This is a genomic window from Streptomyces sp. NPDC056347 (assembly GCF_042262625.1).
GTDB lineage: Bacteria > Actinomycetota > Actinomycetes > Streptomycetales > Streptomycetaceae > Streptomyces.
Window position 1 is genome coordinate 36,484 of record NZ_JBHJQP010000008.1, and the last position, 19,458, is coordinate 55,941.

The 19,458-nt window shown below is 68.3% G+C and carries 16 protein-coding genes and 1 tRNA gene; 3 read left to right on the forward strand and 14 right to left on the reverse strand.

What is annotated here, in order from left to right; translation table 11 throughout:
- Window positions 1–32: 32 nt before the first annotated feature.
- The 10 genes from ACFCV8_RS03790 to ACFCV8_RS03835 form a co-directional block, all read right to left on the reverse strand.
- On the reverse strand, window positions 33–3,932 hold the full coding sequence (locus ACFCV8_RS03790; protein WP_376683617.1) for a DNA-directed RNA polymerase subunit beta': 3,900 nt from the start codon (window positions 3,930–3,932) through the stop codon (window positions 33–35).
- Between the two features lie 129 nt (window positions 3,933–4,061).
- Window positions 4,062–7,547: a DNA-directed RNA polymerase subunit beta gene (rpoB, locus tag ACFCV8_RS03795; RefSeq protein WP_376683618.1), complete on the reverse strand. Its 3,486-nt coding sequence runs from the start codon at window positions 7,545–7,547 to the stop codon at window positions 4,062–4,064.
- A gap of 621 nt (window positions 7,548–8,168) precedes the next feature.
- On the reverse strand, window positions 8,169–8,552 hold the full coding sequence (gene rplL / locus ACFCV8_RS03800) for a 50S ribosomal protein L7/L12 (protein WP_376683619.1): 384 nt from the start codon (window positions 8,550–8,552) through the stop codon (window positions 8,169–8,171).
- Window positions 8,553–8,663: 111 nt separating this feature from the next.
- Window positions 8,664–9,194 carry a 50S ribosomal protein L10 gene (gene rplJ, locus ACFCV8_RS03805; protein WP_114246088.1) on the reverse strand — a complete coding sequence of 177 codons (531 nt, stop codon included), beginning with the start codon at window positions 9,192–9,194 and terminating at the stop codon, window positions 8,664–8,666.
- 274 nt (window positions 9,195–9,468) lie between these two features.
- Complete coding sequence (locus tag ACFCV8_RS03810) at window positions 9,469–10,383, reverse strand: hypothetical protein (protein WP_376683620.1); 915 nt, start codon at window positions 10,381–10,383, stop codon at window positions 9,469–9,471.
- 161 nt (window positions 10,384–10,544) lie between these two features.
- Window positions 10,545–11,267, reverse strand: coding sequence for a 50S ribosomal protein L1 (gene rplA / locus ACFCV8_RS03815; RefSeq protein WP_376683621.1), 723 nt, complete (start codon window positions 11,265–11,267; stop codon window positions 10,545–10,547).
- Window positions 11,268–11,348: 81 nt separating this feature from the next.
- Window positions 11,349–11,783, reverse strand: a complete 435-nt coding sequence (gene rplK, locus ACFCV8_RS03820; protein WP_006126872.1) for a 50S ribosomal protein L11 — start codon at window positions 11,781–11,783, stop codon at window positions 11,349–11,351.
- Window positions 11,784–11,960: 177 nt separating this feature from the next.
- Window positions 11,961–12,824 (reverse strand): transcription termination/antitermination protein NusG, encoded by an 864-nt coding sequence (gene nusG, locus ACFCV8_RS03825; protein WP_376683622.1) that lies wholly within the window; start codon window positions 12,822–12,824, stop codon window positions 11,961–11,963.
- Between the two features lie 73 nt (window positions 12,825–12,897).
- On the reverse strand, window positions 12,898–13,185 hold the full coding sequence (secE, locus tag ACFCV8_RS03830) for a preprotein translocase subunit SecE (RefSeq protein ID WP_073786747.1): 288 nt from the start codon (window positions 13,183–13,185) through the stop codon (window positions 12,898–12,900).
- Between the two features lie 106 nt (window positions 13,186–13,291).
- Window positions 13,292–13,364 (reverse strand) — tRNA-Trp (locus ACFCV8_RS03835).
- A gap of 225 nt (window positions 13,365–13,589) precedes the next feature.
- Here ACFCV8_RS03835 and ACFCV8_RS03840 point away from each other — a divergent pair.
- Together ACFCV8_RS03840 and ACFCV8_RS03845 are read left to right on the forward strand one after the other, a co-directional pair.
- Complete coding sequence (locus ACFCV8_RS03840) at window positions 13,590–14,816, forward strand: pyridoxal phosphate-dependent aminotransferase (RefSeq protein ID WP_376683623.1); 1,227 nt, start codon at window positions 13,590–13,592, stop codon at window positions 14,814–14,816.
- A 124-nt stretch (window positions 14,817–14,940) separates the two neighbouring features.
- On the forward strand, window positions 14,941–15,963 hold the full coding sequence (locus tag ACFCV8_RS03845; protein WP_376683624.1) for an adenosine deaminase: 1,023 nt from the start codon (window positions 14,941–14,943) through the stop codon (window positions 15,961–15,963).
- Between the two features lie 18 nt (window positions 15,964–15,981).
- Here the strand turns inward: ACFCV8_RS03845 and ACFCV8_RS03850 are convergent, their stop codons facing one another.
- Complete coding sequence (locus tag ACFCV8_RS03850) at window positions 15,982–16,587, reverse strand: TetR/AcrR family transcriptional regulator (RefSeq protein ID WP_376683625.1); 606 nt, start codon at window positions 16,585–16,587, stop codon at window positions 15,982–15,984.
- A gap of 88 nt (window positions 16,588–16,675) precedes the next feature.
- On the opposite strand from ACFCV8_RS03850, the gene ACFCV8_RS03855 reads away from it, so the two are divergent.
- Window positions 16,676–17,311, forward strand: a complete 636-nt coding sequence (locus ACFCV8_RS03855) for an NAD(P)-dependent oxidoreductase (RefSeq protein WP_376683626.1) — start codon at window positions 16,676–16,678, stop codon at window positions 17,309–17,311.
- A gap of 8 nt (window positions 17,312–17,319) precedes the next feature.
- Here ACFCV8_RS03855 and ACFCV8_RS03860 read toward each other — a convergent pair whose 3' ends face one another.
- The 3 genes from ACFCV8_RS03860 to ACFCV8_RS03870 all read right to left on the reverse strand — a co-directional run bounded on the left by ACFCV8_RS03860 (window position 17,320) and on the right by ACFCV8_RS03870 (window position 19,406).
- Window positions 17,320–18,375, reverse strand: a complete 1,056-nt coding sequence (locus tag ACFCV8_RS03860; RefSeq protein WP_376683627.1) for a UDP-N-acetylmuramate dehydrogenase — start codon at window positions 18,373–18,375, stop codon at window positions 17,320–17,322.
- A gap of 150 nt (window positions 18,376–18,525) precedes the next feature.
- Window positions 18,526–18,954, reverse strand: a complete 429-nt coding sequence (locus tag ACFCV8_RS03865) for a MaoC family dehydratase (RefSeq protein WP_376683628.1) — start codon at window positions 18,952–18,954, stop codon at window positions 18,526–18,528.
- Window positions 18,954–19,406, reverse strand: coding sequence for a MaoC family dehydratase N-terminal domain-containing protein (locus ACFCV8_RS03870; RefSeq protein ID WP_376683629.1), 453 nt, complete (start codon window positions 19,404–19,406; stop codon window positions 18,954–18,956). The genes ACFCV8_RS03865 and ACFCV8_RS03870 overlap by 1 nt, the downstream gene beginning before the upstream one ends.
- Between the last annotated feature and the right edge of the window lie 52 nt (window positions 19,407–19,458).

Here is a 19,458-nt window from a genome sequence, read left to right on the forward strand (position 1 = left end):
TGACCGCCCTCCGGGCGTTTCAGGCGGCTCGCCTACTGGTTGTACGGACCGTAGTCGTAGTCCTCCAGCGGAACGGCCTGGCCGGAGCCGGTGCCGAACGGCGAGTAGTCCATGTCGTCGTAGCCGACGGCCGAGTACATCGCGGCCTTGGCCTCCTCGGTCGGCTCGACCCGGATGTTGCGGTAGCGGGACAGGCCCGTACCGGCCGGGATGAGCTTACCGATGATGACGTTCTCCTTGAGGCCGATGAGGCTGTCGGACTTGGCGTTGATCGCCGCGTCCGTCAGCACTCGGGTCGTCTCCTGGAAGGAGGCGGCCGACAGCCAGGATTCCGTCGCCAGCGAGGCCTTGGTGATACCCATCAGCTGCGGACGGCCGGAGGCGGGGTGACCGCCCTCGGTGACCACACGACGGTTCTCGGTCTCGAACTTCGAGCGCTCGACGAGCTCGCCCGGCAGCAGCTCCGCGTCGCCGGACTCGATGATCGTCACGCGGCGCAGCATCTGCCGGATGATGATCTCGATGTGCTTGTCGTGGATCGACACACCCTGCGAGTTGTAGACCTTCTGGACCTCGCCGACCAGGTGCACCTGGACCGCACGCTGGCCGAGGATGCGCAGCACGTCGTGCGGGTTGGTGGCACCGACGGTGAGCTTCTGGCCCACCTCGACGTGGTCGCCCTCGCCCACCAGCAGACGGGCACGCTTGGAGATCGGGAAGGGGATCTCGTCGCTGCCGTCGTCCGGGGTGACGACGATCTTCTTGGTCTTCTCGGTCTCCTCGATCCGGACCCGGCCCGCGGACTCCGAGATCGGGGCGACACCCTTGGGCGTACGGGCTTCGAAGAGCTCGACGACTCGGGGCAGACCCTGGGTGATGTCGTCACCGGCCACACCACCGGTGTGGAAGGTACGCATCGTCAGCTGGGTACCGGGCTCACCGATGGACTGGGCGGCGATGATGCCGACCGCCTCACCGATGTCGACCAGCTTGCCGGTGGCGAGCGAGCGTCCGTAGCAGAAGGCACAGGTGCCGACCGCCGACTCGCAGGTCAGGACCGAGCGGGTCTTGACCTCCTCGACGCCGTGCATGACCAGCTGGTCGATGAGCACGTCACCGAGGTCGACGTTGGCCGGCGCGATGACCTTGCCGTCGACGACGACGTCCTCGGCCAGCATGCGGGCGTAGACGCTGGTCTCGACGTCCTCGGTCTTGCGGAGGACGCCGTCGGCACCCTTCTCCGCGATCTTCAGCTTGAGGCCGCGGTCGGTGCCGCAGTCCTCCTCGCGAATGATCACGTCCTGCGAGACGTCCACCAGACGACGGGTCAGGTAACCCGAGTCGGCGGTACGCAGGGCGGTGTCCGCCAGACCCTTACGGGCACCGTGCGTGGAGATGAAGTACTCCAGCACGGACAGGCCCTCGCGGAAGGACGCCTTGATGGGACGCGGGATCGTCTCGTTCTTGGCGTTGGACACCAGACCACGCATACCGGCGATCTGACGCATCTGCATCATGTTTCCTCGGGCACCCGAGTCAACCATCATGAAGATGGGGTTGGTCCGCGGGAAGTTCGCGTTCATCGCCTCGGCGACCTCGTTGGTCGCCTTGGTCCAGATCGCGATGAGCTCCTGCGTGCGCTCGTCCTTGGTGATCAGACCGCGCTCGTACTGCTTCTGGACCTTCTCGTCCTGCGCCTCGTAGCCCGCGACGATCGCCTTCTTGGCCTCGGGGACCACGACGTCGGAGATGGCCACGGTGACACCGGAACGGGTCGCCCAGTGGAAGCCCGCCGCCTTCAGGTTGTCGAGCGTCGCCGCCACGATGACCTTGGGGTAGCGCTCGGCGAGGTCGTTGACGATCTCGGAGAGCTGCTTCTTGCCGACCGAGTAGTCGACGAACGGGTAGTCCTCGGGCAGCAGCTCGTTGAAGAGCGCACGGCCCAGGGAGGTACGCAGCCGGAACGAGTCGCCCGGCTGGAACTCCTGCTCGCCCTCCTCGGCGACCGGCGGCACCCAGCCACGCGGCGGGATGGTGCCCACCGGGAAGCGGATGTCGACCTTCGCCTGGAGCGACAGCTCGCGGGCGTCGAAGGCCATGATCGCCTCGGCCGTGGAGCCGAAGGAGCGGTCCTGTCCGACGACCTCGCGCTCCTCCTCGTCCGTGGTGAGGAAGAACAGGCCCAGCACCATGTCCTGGGTCGGCATGGTGACGGGACGGCCGTCGGCCGGCTTCAGGATGTTGTTCGAGGACAGCATCAGGATGCGGGCCTCGGCCTGCGCCTCCGCGGAGAGCGGCAGGTGCACGGCCATCTGGTCACCGTCGAAGTCCGCGTTGAACGCGGTGCAGACGAGCGGGTGGATCTGGATGGCCTTGCCCTCGACCAGCTGCGGCTCGAAGGCCTGGATGCCGAGGCGGTGCAGCGTGGGCGCACGGTTCAGCAGGACCGGGTGCTCGGCAATGACCTCTTCGAGGACGTCGTACACGACCGTGCGGCCGCGCTCGACCATCCGCTTCGCCGACTTGATGTTCTGCGCGTGGTTCAGGTCGACCAGGCGCTTCATCACGAACGGCTTGAAGAGCTCCAGCGCCATGGCCTTCGGCAGACCGCACTGGTGCAGCTTGAGCTGCGGACCGACGACGATCACGGAACGCGCGGAGTAGTCCACACGCTTGCCGAGCAGGTTCTGACGGAAACGACCCTGCTTGCCCTTGAGCATGTCGGACAGCGACTTCAGCGGACGGTTGCCGGGGCCCGTGACCGGGCGACCACGACGGCCGTTGTCGAAGAGCGCGTCGACGGCCTCCTGGAGCATGCGCTTCTCGTTGTTCACGATGATCTCGGGCGCGCCGAGGTCGAGAAGCCGCTTCAGGCGGTTGTTGCGGTTGATCACGCGGCGGTACAGGTCGTTCAGGTCGGAGGTCGCGAAGCGGCCACCGTCCAGCTGCACCATCGGACGCAGGTCCGGCGGGATGACCGGCACGCAGTCGAGCACCATGCCCTTGGGCTTGTTGCTGGTCTGCAGGAACGCGGAGACGACCTTGAGGCGCTTGAGCGCACGGGTCTTCTTCTGGCCCTTGCCGGTGCGGATGATCTCGCGGAGGCGCTCGGCCTCCTCGTCGAGGTCGAAGGACTCCAGGCGCTTCTGCAGCGCGGCGGCGCCCATGCAGCCGTCGAAGTACGTGCCGAAGCGGTCACGCAGCTCGCGGTAGAGCAGCTCGTCGCCCTCCAGGTCCTGGACCTTGAGGTTCTTGAAGCGGCTCCACACCTCGTCGAGACGGTCGATCTCGCGCTGCGCGCGGTCGCGCAGCTGCTTCATCTCGCGCTCGGCACCCTCGCGCACCTTGCGGCGCACGTCGGCCTTGGCGCCCTCGGCCTCCAGCTCGGCCAGGTCGGTCTCGAGCTTCTTGGCGCGGGCTTCCAGGTCGGCGTCGCGGCGGTTCTCGATCTGCTGGCGCTCGACGGAGACGTGCGCCTCCAGCGACGGCAGGTCGCGCGTACGGCGCTCCTCGTCCACGAACGTGATCATGTACGCGGCGAAGTAGATGACCTTTTCCAGGTCCTTCGGCGCGAGGTCGAGGAGGTAGCCCAGGCGCGACGGGACGCCCTTGAAGTACCAGATGTGGGTGACGGGAGCGGCAAGCTCGATGTGACCCATGCGCTCACGGCGCACCTTGGCGCGCGTGACCTCGACGCCACAGCGCTCACAGATGATGCCCTTGAAGCGGACACGCTTGTACTTGCCGCAGTAGCACTCCCAGTCCCGGGTCGGACCGAAGATCTTCTCGCAGAAGAGTCCGTCCTTTTCGGGCTTGAGCGTGCGGTAGTTGATGGTCTCCGGCTTCTTCACTTCGCCGTGGGACCAGGTACGAATGTCGTCCGCGGTGGCGAGGCCGATCCGCAGCTCGTCGAAGAAGTTGACGTCGAGCACTTGTCGTCAATCCCTCTTTCGGGGGTTCGAGCCCCCTCGCGTCAGGCGAGAAATCGGGGCACTTCAGCAATGGTCTGAACGGGTCCGGGGAGAGCCGGCCGGATCACTGGGATCCGGCCGGCCAACCCGTCAGACCTCTTCGACGCTGCTCGGCTCGCGCCGGGACAGGTCGATACCGAGCTCCTCCGCCGCGCGGAAGACGTCCTCGTCGGTGTCGCGCATCTCGATGGACATGCCGTCCGAGGACAGCACCTCCACGTTGAGGCAGAGCGACTGCATTTCCTTGATGAGCACCTTGAAGGACTCGGGAATGCCCGGCTCGGGGATGTTCTCGCCCTTGACGATGGCCTCGTAGACCTTCACGCGGCCGGTCACGTCGTCGGACTTGATGGTCAGGAGCTCCTGGAGGGCGTATGCGGCGCCGTATGCCTCAAGGGCCCACACCTCCATCTCACCGAATCGCTGTCCACCGAACTGAGCCTTACCACCCAGCGGCTGCTGGGTGATCATGGAGTACGGGCCCGTCGACCGCGCGTGCAGCTTGTCGTCGACGAGGTGGTGCAGCTTGAGGATGTACATGTAACCGACCGAGACCGGTTCCGGGAACGGCTCGCCGGAGCGGCCGTCGTACAGGTTGGCCTTGCCGGAGGGCTGCACCAGGCGGTCGCCGTCGCGGTTCGGGATCGTGGCCCCGAAGAGGCCGGAGATCTCGTCCTCGCGCGCACCGTCGAAGACGGGGGTGGCGACGTTGGTGCCGGGGGCGACCTGGTCGGCGCCGATGGCCTGGAGCCGCTTGGCCCACTCGTCACCGAGGCCGGAGACGTCCCAGCCGCGGCTGGCGAGCCAGCCGAGGTGGATCTCCAGGACCTGTCCCGGGTTCATTCGGGACGGGACACCCAGCGGGTTGAGGATGATGTCGACCGGGGTGCCGTCCTCCAGGAACGGCATGTCCTCGATCGGGAGGATCTTCGAGATGACGCCCTTGTTGCCGTGACGGCCGGCGAGCTTGTCACCATCGGTGATCTTGCGCTTCTGCGCGACGTAGACGCGGACCAGCTGGTTCACGCCCGGCGGCAGCTCGTCGCCCTCTTCGCGGTCGAAGACGCGGACGCCGATGACCTTGCCGATCTCGCCGTGCGGGACCTTCAGCGACGTGTCGCGGACCTCGCGCGCCTTCTCACCGAAGATCGCGCGGAGCAGGCGCTCCTCGGGGGTCAGCTCGGTCTCGCCCTTGGGCGTGACCTTGCCGACGAGGATGTCACCGGCGACGACCTCGGCACCGATCCGGATGATGCCGCGCTCGTCGAGGTCGGCGAGGACCTCCTCGGAGACGTTCGGGATGTCCCGGGTGATCTCCTCGGGGCCGAGCTTGGTGTCACGGGCGTCGACCTCGTGCTCCTCGATGTGGATCGAGGAGAGGACGTCGTCCTGCACGAGGCGCTGCGACAGGATGATCGCGTCCTCGTAGTTGTGACCCTCCCACGGCATGAACGCCACGAGCAGGTTCTTGCCGAGGGCCATCTCGCCGAACTCGGTGGCCGGACCGTCCGCGAGGACCTGGTCGGCGACGACCCGGTCGCCCTCGGAGACGACGACCTTCTGGTTGACCGAGGTGCCCTGGTTGGAGCGCATGAACTTGGCGATGCGGTACGTGGTGTACGTACCGTCGTCGTTCGTCACGGTGATGTAGTCCGCGGAGACCTCCTGGACCACACCGTCCTTCTCGGCCTTGAGCACGTCACCGGCGTCGGTGGCGCAGCGGTACTCCATGCCGGTGCCGACGAGCGGGGCCTCCGACTTAATCAGCGGCACCGCCTGACGCATCATGTTCGCGCCCATGAGGGCACGGTTGGCGTCGTCGTGCTCCAGGAAGGGGATCATCGCGGTCGCGACGGACACCATCTGGCGCGGCGAGACGTCCATGTAGTCCACGTCGGTCGGCGGGACGTAGTCGACCTCGCCGCCACGGCGGCGGACCAGCACGCGGGACTCGGCGAACCGGAGCTCGTCGGTCAGCGGCGCGTTGGCCTGCGCGATGACGAAGCGGTCCTCCTCGTCGGCGGTGAGGTAGTCGACCTCGTCGGTGACCTGGCCGTCGACGACCTTGCGGTACGGCGTCTCGATGAAGCCGAAGGCGTTGATCCGGCCGTAGGAGGCCAGCGAGCCGATCAGACCGATGTTCGGACCTTCGGGCGTCTCGATCGGGCACATGCGGCCGTAGTGCGAGGGGTGCACGTCACGGACTTCGAAGCCGGCCCGCTCACGGGAGAGACCACCCGGGCCCAGCGCGTTGAGACGACGCTTGTGCGTCAGACCCGACAGCGGGTTGTTCTGGTCCATGAACTGGGACAGCTGGCTGGTGCCGAAGAACTCCTTGATGGAGGCGACGACCGGCCGGATGTTGATCAGGGTCTGCGGCGTGATCGCCTCGACGTCCTGGGTGGTCATGCGCTCGCGCACGACGCGCTCCATACGGGCGAGACCCGTACGGACCTGGTTCTGGATCAGCTCACCGACGTTACGGATACGGCGGTTGCCGAAGTGGTCGATGTCGTCGGTCTCGACGATGATCGAACGACCGGACTCGCCGACCGTCTCGGTCTCACCGGCGTGCAGCTTGACCAGGTACTTGATCGTCGCGATGACGTCGTCGCTGGTGAGCACACCGGCGTCCAGCGGCTCGTCGGCGCCGAGCTTCTTGTTCACCTTGTAGCGGCCGACCTTCGCGAGGTCGTAGCGCTTCGGGTTGAAGTAGAGGTTCTCCAGCAGCGTCTGAGCGGCCTCGCGGGTGGGCGGCTCGCCCGGGCGCAGCTTGCGGTAGATGTCGAGCAGCGCGTCGTCCTGGCCCTGGGTGTGGTCCTTCTCCAGGGTGGCGCGCATGGACTCGTACTCGCCGAACTCCTCGAGGATCTGCTCGGTCGTCCAGCCGAGAGCCTTCAGGAGAACGGTGACGGACTGCTTGCGCTTGCGGTCGATACGGACACCGACCATGTCGCGCTTGTCGATCTCCATCTCCAGCCAGGCACCCCGGGACGGGATGATCTTGGCGGAGAAGATGTCCTTGTCGGACGTCTTGTCGATGGAGGAGTCGAAGTAGACACCCGGCGAGCGGACCAGCTGCGACACGACGACACGCTCGGTGCCGTTGATGACGAAGGTGCCCTTGTTGGTCATCAGCGGGAAGTCGCCCATGAAGACCGTCTGGGACTTGATCTCGCCGGTTTCGTTGTTGGTGAACTCGGCGGTGACGAAGAGCGGGGCGCCGTACGTGAAGTCGCGCTCCTTGCACTCGTCGATCGAGTTCTTCGGGGGCTCGAAGCGGTGGTCGCGGAAAGTCAGCGACATCGACCCGGAGAAGTCCTCGATCGGCGAGATCTCCTCGAAGATCTCTTCCAGGCCGGACTTGGTGGGGACGTTTTGTCCGCTGTCCAGAGCAGCCTCGACGCGAGCCTTCCATGCGGCATTGCCGAGGAGCCAGTCAAAGCTCTCGGTCTGCAGCGCGAGGAGGTTCGGAACCTCGAGGGGCTCCTTGATCTTTGCAAAGGAGATGCGCAGCGGGGCGGTGCTGGCACCGTTGTTCGTATTCGCGGTCGAGGCGTTGCGCGAGGCGGCCAAGAGGGGGTCCTTCCGAGGGCTCGGACTCACTACGCGCGTACCGGTCCCAAGCCGGACACGGTGACAGTCATTCCCTGACGCGGACCAAAAGGCCAGGTCAGAGGCGATCAGTCATCGGTGCTCAAGCGAGGGCATGCCCCTGGTGACGGGCAGGAGGCAGCTAACAGGCAGCGCAAAGGGTCAGTGTAGCCAAACGGCACACTGATGTCCAGTGGGGGTTCTCAGAGACCCACGTCGCTCTCAACAGCTGTTCTCAACACCCATGGCTAGAACCTTTGCGCGCGGTGCGCTCTTCTTTACTGCCCGCTCCGTCCTCGATCCATGCCTCGGATCCCGGATCGATGTGACGACGCGTCCTGAGAATTGCGCGCCGCGTGCGGTTCGTCAAGGCCCTCCTACGGGGAGGAGGCCCCGCGGCCCCCGTCCGGCCCGCCTTCCGGCGCCGGTCGGCCGCCCCGAGAGGCAACGGCGATGATCACCATACTCGTCAACGCGGGAAGAGCAAGGCAGCCGCATCGGGTACGCCGAAGGGCGACCACCCCGATGGGTGATCGCCCTTCGTCAGATGACGTCCGTGCCACGCGGCACGGGGCGCCAGGAGGAGTCAGAGGACTCCTTGAGTCACTTGACCTCGACGGAAGCGCCGGCGGCCTTGAGGGACTCGGCAGCCTTCTCGGCGGCCTCCTTGGCGACCTTCTCGAGGACCGGCTTCGGGGTGCCGTCGACGAGGTCCTTGGCCTCCTTCAGACCCAGCGAGGTCAGCTCACGCACGACCTTGATGACCTGGATCTTCTTCTCGCCGGCGCCGGTGAGGATGACGTCGAACTCGTCCTTCTCCTCGACGGCCTCGGCAACGGCGCCCGGGCCGGCCGGACCGGCGACGGCGACGGCCGCGGCGGCGGTGACGTCGAACTTCTCCTCGAAGGCCTTCACGAACTCGGCGAGCTCGATGAGGGTCATCTCTTCGAACTGCGCGAGCAGGTCGTCCTGGGACAGCTTCGCCATGATGGCGTCCTTCCACTAATTCGGCAGGTGCCGGATGTACATGTAGGCGGGCGTACGTTCGGCCCGCTGCGACCGTCTCCCTAGTGGGCGACGATCATTGCGCGAGCCGAGTTACTCGGCACCGCCCTGCTCTTCGAGCTTGACGCGAAGCGCCTCCGCGGTGCGGACGAACTTCGACGGCAGCGCCTGGAAGAGCGAAGCAGTCTGGGACTGCTTGCCCTTGAAGGCACCGGCCAGCTTGCTGAGCAGAACCTCGCGGGACTCGAGGTCCGCAAGCTTCTTGATCTCATCGGCGGACAGCGCCTTGCCATCAAGGACACCGCCCTTGATGATCAGGTTCGGGTTCTCCTTGGCGAAGTCACGAAGACCCTTCGCCGACTCCACCGGGTCACCGGTGATGAAGGCAACCGCCGTCGGACCGGTGAACTGGTCGTCGAGCGAGGTGATCCCGGCCTCGTTGGCCGCAATCTTGGTCAGCGTGTTCTTCACCACGGCGTACTGGGCGTTCTCACCGAGCGAACGACGCAGCGTCTTGAGCTGCGCCACGGTGAGACCCCGGTACTCGGTCAGCACGGCGGCGTTCGAGCTGCGGAACTGGTCCGCGAGCTCGGCTACCGCGGCAGCCTTGTCGGGCCTTGCCATGAGCGTCGGCCTCCTTCCGGGTGATGAGGACCGCTCAGAAGGGGCCGGGAAAGACGAAACGCCCCGGCGCAGGCGCCAGGGCGTAGCTCGACCGAATGAGATCCGGGAGCTTTCCACAGTCACCTGCGCAGGTCGCCCGTACTCAACGGATCCTTCGGTCACCGACCCTCTTGCGAGAGTGCGGCAACGACCAGCGGTCTTTGGCTTCTGTAGGAGAGTACGCGACCGTGGTCGCGCCGAGCAAATCCGTCCCGCCCGGGGCGGACCGGGGGCGTCAGGAAGCGGCCCCGCCGGCTCCCTGCTGCTGCTTCAGCAGCTCGGCGAAGTCGACCGTGTCGGCGGCCGGCGGCTGCTCGACGGAGGCCTTCGTCCCGTAGTCGCTGTAGTACACCGTGGAATTGAGCTCGCCGGTCTTCATCTGGCCGCGCTCGACCTTCTTGACCAGCAGGTCGTTGGCGTCGACCCAGATGTCGACCTGCTCGGTGGTGATGCCCGCGTCGCTGAACTGCTTCTTCAGCTGCTCCAGCTGGCCGGCGTCGAGCGCGGAGTTCTTCGCGGTGAGCGAGGCCACGTCGACGGTGCCGGAGTAGTGCGTGGCCTGGACGCCGCGCACGTCCTCCGTGCCGACCTTCTGCACGTCGCCGGAGGCCAGCAGCGACTTCACGCCCTGGTCGGGGGTGGTGTTCTGCATCTGCTGCTTCATCGCCTCGCCGGAGGCGCCCGCCATCTTGGCGAGGTCGGCGTAGCGGTAGCTGATCCAGTGCTTGCCGCCGGCCTGCGCGGCGAAGCCGTCGCCCATGTTGACGACGTAGCCGTCCTTGAAGTAGCGGGCCTGCATCGTGCCGTCGCCGCCGGACTGCTTCACGGCGTCCGCCATGCTGCCACCGGTGTAGGTGATCTCCATGGAGCCGGTGAGCCCGTCGGACCAGTCGATGACGCCGGTCTGCTTCATGGACATCATGGTGCCCATCTGCGTGGTGCCCTCGACCTTCGCCGACCGCTCCCCGCCGGTCTTCTTCTGCACGTTGCGCAGCGCGGCGATCGGGTCGGCCTTCACCACTCCGCCGGCCTTGTCCGTGCCCCGGTCCGCGCTCTTGCCGCTGTCCGATCCGCCGCAGGCCGCGACCGACGTCAGCGCCGCCGCCGCCATCACGGACAGGCACACGCGCCGCACGGTACTGGTCCTCATGTCAGCTTCCACCCCTCGTTCGGCTCTGTCGTGGCCTCACGCTAACGCACGGCTGTGACACGGCCTCCGGCATTGCACAGACGAGGACGGGCCCCGCACCTCGAAAGGTTGCGGGGCCCGTCCTGTCACGCGTGACGCGGCCTGGTACCGAGCCTGGAGGCTCAGACGGCGGCCGGGTCCTCCTCGACGAGGAGGTTACGGGTGCGGTTGGCGTCCAGCGGGATGCCGGGGCCCATCGTGGTGGCCAGGGCGGCCTTCTTGATGTAGCGGCCCTTCGCGGCGGACGGCTTCAGACGGAGGACTTCCTCCAGCGCCGCCGCGTAGTTCTCCACCAGCTTGGTCTCGTCGAACGAGGCCTTGCCGATGATGAAGTGCAGGTTCGAGTGCTTGTCGACGCGGAACTCGATCTTGCCGCCCTTGATGTCGGTGACAGCCTTGGCGACATCGGGGGTGACGGTGCCGGTCTTCGGGTTCGGCATCAGACCACGCGGACCGAGCACACGGCCGAGGCGGCCGACCTTGCCCATGAGGTCCGGGGTGGCGACGACGGCGTCGAAGTCCAGGCGGCCCTTGGCGACCTCGTCGATGAGCTCGTCGGCGCCGACGATGTCGGCGCCCGCGGCTTCCGCGGCCGCAGCACGGTCACCGGTCGCGAAGACCAGGACCCGGGCGGTCTTGCCGGTGCCGTGCGGGAGGTTCACGGTGCCACGGACCATCTGGTCGGCCTTGCGCGGGTCGACACCCAGACGGAAGGCGACCTCGACGGTGCTGTCGAACTTCGTGGTCGCGGTCTCCTTGGCGAGACGGACGGCCTCGAGCGGGGCGTAGAGGCGCTCCCGGTCGACCTTGGCGTCCGCAGCCCGGAGGTTCTTGCTGCGCTTCACTGCTGCTCCTGTGGTTTCAGAGAGTGGAGTCGTGGTGCGGGCCAGCGCTTGGCCCTACCACTGAGGACGTGAGGGGCTGAGTCAGCCTTCGACCGTGATGCCCATGGAACGGGCGGTGCCAGCGATGATCTTCGACGCGGCGTCGAGGTCGTTGGCGTTCAGGTCGGGGAGCTTCGTCGTGGCGATCTCACGGACCTGGGCAGCCGTCAGCTTGGCGACCTTGGTCTTGTGGGGCTCGCCGGAGCCCTTCTCCACGCCCGCAGCCTTGAGGATCAGCTTGGCGGCCGGCGGAGTCTTCGTGACGAAGGTGAAGGAACGGTCCTCGTAGACCGTGATCTCCACCGGCACGACCATGCCACGCTGCGACTCGGTCGCGGCGTTGTAGGCCTTGCAGAACTCCATGATGTTGACGCCGTGCTGACCGAGCGCGGGGCCGACCGGCGGGGCCGGGTTGGCCGCACCGGCGTTGATCTGGAGCTTGATAAGCCCCGTGACCTTCTTCTTCTTGGGAGGCATTGCTCTCTCCGGGTCCTAGTGAGAGTGTTTCGCCGCCGTCCGATCATCCGGATGGAGGCATACCGCACAACGATAACGGGTATAGCTGCGCGACCAAAAACCGAGCAGGTCAGACGGGCTTCTCAGCCGATCTGACCTGCTCGGTAGGCATGTGTCCAGAATCCGCCCGGGAGGGCCTTAGTTCTTCTGGATCTGGTCGAAGCTGAGCTCGACCGGGGTCTCGCGGCCGAAGATCTCGACCAGGCCCTTGACCTTCTTCGAGTCGGCGTTGATCTCGTTGATCGTCGCCTGGAGCGTGGCGAACGGGCCGTCGGTGACGGTGACCGAGTCGCCCACCTCGAAGTCGAGCACCTGGACCTCGACCTTGCGGGCCGGAGCCGGCTTGCCCTCGGCCTCGGCGGCCTCGCGGGCGGCCTTCTCCTCGGCCTCGGGGGCGAGCATCTTGACGATCTCGTCCAGGGTCAGCGGGTACGGGTCGTAGGCGTTGCCCACGAAGCCGGTGACGCCGGGCGTGTTGCGGACGACGCCCCAGGACTCGTTCGTCAGGTCCATGCGCACCAGGACGTAGCCCGGGAGCTTGTTCTGGCGGACGTTCTTGCGCTCACCGTTCTTGATCTGGACGATCTCTTCCTCGGGCACCTCGGCCTGGTAGATGAAGTCCTCGACGTTGAGCGAGACGGCGCGCTGCTCCAGGTTGGCCTTCACGCGCTTCTCGTAACCGGCGTACGTGTGGATGACGTACCACTCGCCGGGCAGGCCGCGCAGCTCCTCGCGCAGCGCCGTGACGGCGTCGACGGGGGCGGCCTCCTCGGCCTCCTCCTCGCCTTCGGCGTCCTCAGCCTCTTCGGCCTCTTCGGCGTCCTCGGCCTCTTCGGCGTGCAGAGCGGCTTCCTCGGCGGGCTCGCCCGCGGCGGCGTCGGCAGCTTCGGCCTGGTCCGGCTCCTCGGCGTCCGCCGCCTCGACGATGTCGAGCTCGTCCTCGGCGGACTCGAAGGCGCCCGCCGTCGGCTCGACGGCGTCGTTCAGGTTCGGGTCAGACACGGTGGCTGCTTCTTCCTGGATACAAATGGGTGGAACATGCGAAAGGGGCGCCCATGAGGCGCCCTCCGCGGGATCAGCCGAAGACGTACTTGATGACCCGCTGGAATCCGAAGTCAATCACGGTCACCAGGCCGATCATGACGACGACGAAAGCAATCACCACAGTGGTGTACGTCGTCAGCTGGCTGCGAGTGGGCCAGACGACCTTGCGCAGCTCGGCGATGATCTGGCGGTAGAACAGCGCGAGGCGGCCCAGAGGGCCCTTCTTTCCGCGCTTGCCGCCCTTCCGGGTCTTCTTCTTCGACTCGGGTACTTCATCCTCGGCATCAGGCATGTCGATGGAGCCCACGGCGTCCGTCACGCTTCTCACCTGATTCCGGGTCGTGGCCGTGCCGCGCCCGGTGGAGCCGCACGGCGATGCAATGAAGTACGTACATGCGCACACATCCTGGCGAAGGAGTGTGTAGCAGGGCCGGAGGGACTTGAACCCCCAACCGCTGGTTTTGGAGACCAGTGCTCTACCAATTGAGCTACGACCCTTTGTGGTTTCCACCAACCTACCGCATCTTCCCGGATGGTCCCGGTGCAGGAACGGTGCGGCTGGTGAAGGCCAACGACAGGTGAGTGTACGTGCTCAACGGCCCCGCGTCGAACAGATAGCTCCGGACAACTCCTGGTCGGATCCCGTCCGCATGCCGTCCGGGCGGTGTCCGGACCCTGAAACCCTTGCGCCGACGGGGATCACCGTCTGGGACCATGGGGGTCATGAGCGCTGCTACCTCCCCCTCCGAGCGCCGGGTCTCCGCCCGCATCGCTGCCATCTCCGAGTCCGCCACCCTCGCCGTCGACGCCAAGGCCAAGGCCCTCAAGGCCGCCGGTCGTCCGGTGATCGGCTTCGGTGCCGGTGAGCCCGACTTCCCGACGCCCGGCTACATCGTCGACGCCGCGGTCGAGGCCTGCCGCACCCCGAAGTACCACCGGTACACGCCGGCGGGGGGCCTCCCGGAGCTCAAGGCCGCCATCGCGGAGAAGACGCTGCGCGACTCGGGCTACGAGGTCGACGTCTCCCAGATCCTGGTGACCAACGGCGGCAAGCAGGCCATCTACGAGGCGTTCGCCGCGATCCTCGACCCGGGCGACGAGGTCATCGTCCCCGCCCCGTACTGGACGACCTACCCGGAGTCGATCCGGCTGGCCGGCGGTGTGCCGGTGGAGGTCGTGGCGGACGAGACGACCGGCTACCGGGTCTCCGTCGAGCAGCTGGAGGCGGCGCGCACGGAGCGCACCAAGGTCGTCCTGTTCGTCTCCCCGTCGAACCCGACCGGGGCCGTGTACAGCGAGGCCGACGCCGAGGCGATCGGCCGCTGGGCCGTCGAGCACGGCCTGTGGGTGCTGACCGACGAGATCTACGAGCACCTGGTCTACGGCGACGCGAAGTTCACCTCGCTGCCCGCGATCGTGCCCGAGCTGCGCGACAGGTGCATCGTGGTCAACGGCGTCGCCAAGACGTACGCGATGACCGGCTGGCGGGTGGGCTGGCTCATCGGCCCGAAGGACGTGGTCAAGGCCGCGACCAACCTGCAGTCGCACGCCACGTCCAACGTCTCCAACGTGGCCCAGGTCGCCGCGCTGGCCGCCGTCTCCGGGAACCTGGACGCGGTCGCCGAGATGCGTACGGCCTTCGACCGGCGGCGGCGGACCATCGTCCGGATGCTCAACGAGATCGACGGCGTGTTCTGCCCGGAGCCCGAGGGCGCGTTCTACGCGTACCCCTCGGTGAAGGAGCTGCTCGGCAAGGAGATCCGCGGCCGGCGTCCGGCCACCTCCGTCGAGCTGGCGGCGCTGATCCTGGACGAGGCCGAGGTCGCGGTCGTCCCGGGTGAGGCGTTCGGTACGCCGGGCTACCTCCGGCTGTCGTACGCCCTGGGCGACGACGACCTGGTGGAGGGCGTCTCGCGGATCCAGAAGCTGCTGGCCGAGGCGAAGGCCTGAGCAGTCACTGAATTCAGTGGGTGCGGCCCCCGGCTCCGGCCGGGGGCCGCTCATTTGTTCGCGGTTCACCCCTGATTCGGGAACCGGCTACCACCGGACCCCGCGCATACGGCAGGATCCGGGGATGGAGCGTGATGTACGGCTGTTGCCCAAGGCCCACCTGCACCTGCATTTCACCGGGTCGATGCGGCCAACGACCCTGCTCGAACTCGCCGACAAGTACGGCGTCCGCCTGCCTGACGCGCTGACCAGCGGCGAGCCGCCCGAACTGCGGGCCACGGACGAGCGCGGCTGGTTCCGCTTCCAGCGGCTCTACGACATCGCCCGCTCCTGTCTGCGGGAGCCGGAGGACATCCGGCGGCTCGTGCGCGAGACGGCTCAGGAGGACGTCGCGGACGGCTCCGGCTGGCTGGAGATCCAGGTCGACCCCACCTCCTACGCCCCGCTGCTCGGCGGGCTGATCCCGGCGATCGAGATCATCCTGGACGCGGTGGACGGCGCGTCCAGGGACACGGGGCTGCCGATCCGGGTCGTGATCGCGGCGAACCGGATGAAGCATCCGCTGGACGCCCGCACCCTGGCCCGGCTCGCGGTGCGGTACGCGGACCGGGGCGTGGTCGGCTTCGGGCTCTCCAACGACGAGCGCCGCGGGATGGCCCGGGACTTCGACCGGGCCTTCGCCATCGCCCGTGAGGGTGGTCTGCTGGCCGCGCCGCACGGCGGTGAGCTGTCGGGCCCTTCCAGCGTGCGGGACTGCCTGGACGACCTCGACGCGGCCCGGGTCGGGCACGGTGTGCGGGCCGCCGAGGACCCCCGGCTGCTGCGCAGGCTGGCGGAGCGCCAGGTGACCTGCGAGGTCTGCCCGGCGTCGAACGTGGCGCTGGGCGTGTACGAGAAGCCCGCCGACGTCCCCCTGCGCACCCTGTTCGAGGCCGGGGTGCCGATGGCGCTGGGCGCGGACGACCCGCTGCTCTTCGGTTCCCGGCTGGCCGCGCAGTACGAGTTCGCGCGGCGCCATCACGCCTTCACGGACGAGGAGCTGGCGGAGCTGGCCCGGCAGTCGGTACGTGGTTCGGCCGCCCCGGCCGCGGCCCGGGAGGAGCTCCTGGCGGGCGTCGACGCCTGGCTGGCGAAGCCCGCGGGCTGAGCCCCGCCGCCCGGTCCGTCACACCTCGATGCCGCGCATCAGGGTCCGGGCCAGGGACGCGGCGAACGCGTCGAGCGGCTGCGGGGGTTCGCCGCCCTCCAGGGCCTCGTAGGCGAACGCCCGTTGCGCGCAGGCCCCGATCAGCAGCGAGGCGGCCGCGTAGGTGTCCGCGTCACCCCGTACCCGCCCGGCGGCCTGTTCGGAGCGCAGATAGGCGTCCAGGCCGCGGATCGGCATGTGCGGGCCGGTGCCGAGCTCCCGCATCGCCGCGTGGTGGCGCTCCTTGAGGCGGGGGTCGGCGTAGAGCGAGGCGACGATCGGGAAGCTCTGCTCGTAGAAGAGCGCGGCCTGGCGGGCGATCTCGGTGAGGTTCTCCTCGACACTCCGCTCCCCCGCCCCCGGGGAGAGCAGGAGCTGCTTCAGCAACGGGTTGAGCTTGGGCAGCCGTTCCGTGAGCACGGTCACGAACAGCTCTTCCTTGCTCGCGAAGTGCTTGTAGAGCGCGGCCTCCGAACAGCCCGCCGCGCGGGCGATCTCCTTGGTCGTGGCGCGGGCCAGGCCGATGGTCAGCATCAGCCGGTGGGCGGCGTCGACGATCCGGACGCGGGCCGGCTTCTGCTCCATGGGATCTCCGGAAGGTTCTTGACGAGGTAGTGAGTGCCCACTCACTCTAGAGGTGAGTGAATACTTACTCACCCCGGGAGGGTGCGCGATGAGGATCACGGTGTTCGGCGCGACGGGCGGTGTGGGGCGGGAGCTCGTCCGCCAGGCGGTGGCGGCGGGGCACGAGGTGACGGCCGTGGTCCGCGATGCTTCGCGGCTGCCCGCACCGCTCTCCGGGGCGCGGGTGTGCGCGATGGCCCGGCTGGACGATCCGGAGGCGCTGCGCGAGGCGGTCGAGGGCCGGGACGTGGTGCTCTCCGGCCTCGGCTCGCGCGGCCGGAAGGCGGACGGGGTCGCCGAGCGGCTCACCGGCTCGGTGCTGGCGGCGATGGAGGCCGCGGGGACACGGCGGCTGGTGGTGGTCAGCGCGGCCCCGGTCGGCCCCCGCCCGGCCGACGACCCGCTGCCCGACCGGCTGGCCCGCAAGGTGGTCGGGGCGGTCCTCAAGGAGATCTACGCGGACCTGACCCGGATGGAGGCCGAGCTGGCGCGGAGCGCGACGGACTGGACGTCCGTGCGGCCGCCCAAGCTCACCGACGGGCCGCTGACCGGCACGTACCGCACGGTCGTCGGCGGCTTCCCGCGCAGCGGCCGGACGATCTCCCGGGCCGACGTGGCGCACGCGATGCTGGCGCTGGCCGGCGACCCGGCGGCGGTGAAGCAGGGCGTGGGCGTGGCGTACTGAGCGCCGCGCTACAGGCTGACGCCGACCGTCACCGGTTCGTTGACGAGCGTGACGCCGAACGCCTCGTGGACCCCCGCGACGACCTCGCGGGCGAGCGCGAGGAGGTCCTCGGTGTTCGCCTCGCCCCGGTTGGTGAGGGCGAGGGTGTGCTTGGTGGAGATGCGTGCCGGGCCCGTGCCGTACCCCTTGGTGAAACCGGCCCGGTCGATGAGCCAGGCCGCCGAGGTCTTGACGTGTCCCCCGTCCGCGGGGAAGGCGGGGGGCACGACCCCGGGGCCGAGGCGGTCGGCGACCCGGGCGAGGAAGTTCCCGTACGCCACCTCGTCGAGGACCGGGTTGGTGAAGAAGGAGCCCGCCGACCAGGTGTCGTGGTCCTGCGGGTCCAGCACCATGCCCTTGCCCGCGCGGAGCCCGAGCACCGTCTCGCGGGCGGCCGCCGCGGGCACCCGTTCACCCTGCTCGACGCCCATGGCCCGGGCCGTCTCCACGTACTTCAGCGGCGCGGAGAGGCCGCCCGCGTCCTCCAGCCCGAAGCGGACCCGCAGCACCACGAAACGGTCGGGTTCGGCCTTGAAACGACTGTGCCGGTACGAGAACGCGCAGTCGGCGTTCGGGATCGTGACCGTTTCCCCGGCCCGGCGGTCGTAGGCGACGACCTCCGTGATCGTGGAGGCGACCTCCTGGCCGTACGCGCCGACGTTCTGGATCGGCGTGGCACCCGCGGAGCCGGGGATTCCGGCCAGGCACTCGATGCCTGCGAGTCCGGCCTCCACGGTGCGGGCAACGGCGTCCGTCCAGACCTCGCCGGCGGCGAGCTCCAGGCTCGTGCCGTGCAGCGCGAAGCCCTTGGTGGCGATCCGCAGGGCGGTGCCGTCGAAGCCCTTGTCGCCGATGACCAGGTTGCTGCCGCCGCCGATGACCAGCAGCGGGGTGCCGTCCGCGTCGGCTTCCCGGACGGCGGCGATCACCTCGTCGTCGGTCGTCGCCGTGAGGAGGCGGGTGGCGGGGCCGCCCAGCCGGAAGGTGGTCAGCGGGGCGAGGGGCGCGTCATGGAGTTCCTGCACGGGGACAAGGGTACGGTCCGTGCCCCCGCCGCCCGGCCGGGGCACGGACCGTACGAACAGGCCGGCGTCCGCTCCCGCGTCGCCACGGGCCGCGGGGACCGGCGGGGCGACGAGGGCGGCGCGGCCCCGCGCCCCACGGTCCCTGCGGTCTCAGGCGAGCTGCACCACGGCGCGGGACATGCCCAGCACCTTCTGGCCCGCGCTCATGGCCGTGAGGTCCACCCGCACCCGCTTGTCGTCGAGCAGGGCGGCGACCTTGGCACTGACCTCGATCAGGGCGCCCTTGTCGTCGTTGGGCACGACGACCGGCTTGGTGAACCGCACGCCGTACTCGACGACCGCGCCCGGGTCACCGGTCCAGTCCGTGACCACCCGGATCGCCTCGGCCATGGTGAACATGCCGTGCGCGATCACGTCCGGCAGCCCGACCTCGCGGGCGAACTTCTCGTTCCAGTGGATCGGATTGAAGTCACCGGAGGCGCCCGCGTACTGCACCAGCGCCGCCCGGGTCACCGGGAAGGACTGCGCCGGCAGCTCCGTACCGACCTCGACCGACTCGTATGCGACCTTCGCCGTCATCACGCCTCCTCGGCGGCGCGCGCCACCAGCTTCGTCCACGCCGTCACCACGTGCTCGCCCGACTCGTCGTGGACCTCGCCCCGGACGTCCAGGATGTCGTTGCCCGCCAGGGACTTGATGGACTCGATCGTCGAGGTGACGGTCAGCCGGTCCCCCGCCCGCACGGGGCGGACGTAGCGGAACTTCTGGTCGCCGTGCACCACCCGGTTGTAGTCCAGGCCCAGCTGCGGGTCGTGGATGACCTGACCGGCGGCCTTGAACGTGATGGAGAACACGAAGGTCGGCGGGGCGATCACATCGCTGTGGCCGAGCGCCTTGGCGGCCTCGGGGTCGACGTACGCCGGATTCGTGTCGCCCACCGCCTCGGCGAACTCGCGGATCTTCTCCCGGCCGACCTCGTACGGCGGGGTGGGCGGATAGGTCCGCCCCACGAAGGACTGGTCGAGCGCCATGGGCTCGCTACCTCCTGATGAAAGATGAACAGGCCGAAGACAGAACAGCCTT

Coding starts and splice junctions, on each gene's coding strand:
- rplL (WP_376683619.1), bottom strand. CDS start 8,552: ATGGCGAAGCTGTCCCAGGACGACCTGCTCGCGCAGTTCGAAGAGATG.
- rplJ (WP_114246088.1), bottom strand. CDS start 9,194: ATGGCAAGGCCCGACAAGGCTGCCGCGGTAGCCGAGCTCGCGGACCAG.
- ACFCV8_RS03810 (WP_376683620.1), bottom strand. CDS start 10,383: ATGAGGACCAGTACCGTGCGGCGCGTGTGCCTGTCCGTGATGGCGGCG.
- rplK (WP_006126872.1), bottom strand. CDS start 11,783: ATGCCTCCCAAGAAGAAGAAGGTCACGGGGCTTATCAAGCTCCAGATC.
- ACFCV8_RS03840 (WP_376683623.1), top strand. CDS start 13,590: ATGAGCGCTGCTACCTCCCCCTCCGAGCGCCGGGTCTCCGCCCGCATC.
- ACFCV8_RS03845 (WP_376683624.1), top strand. CDS start 14,941: ATGGAGCGTGATGTACGGCTGTTGCCCAAGGCCCACCTGCACCTGCAT.
- ACFCV8_RS03850 (WP_376683625.1), bottom strand. CDS start 16,587: ATGGAGCAGAAGCCGGCCCGCGTCCGGATCGTCGACGCCGCCCACCGG.
- ACFCV8_RS03855 (WP_376683626.1), top strand. CDS start 16,676: ATGAGGATCACGGTGTTCGGCGCGACGGGCGGTGTGGGGCGGGAGCTC.
- ACFCV8_RS03865 (WP_376683628.1), bottom strand. CDS start 18,954: ATGACGGCGAAGGTCGCATACGAGTCGGTCGAGGTCGGTACGGAGCTG.
- ACFCV8_RS03870 (WP_376683629.1), bottom strand. CDS start 19,406: ATGGCGCTCGACCAGTCCTTCGTGGGGCGGACCTATCCGCCCACCCCG.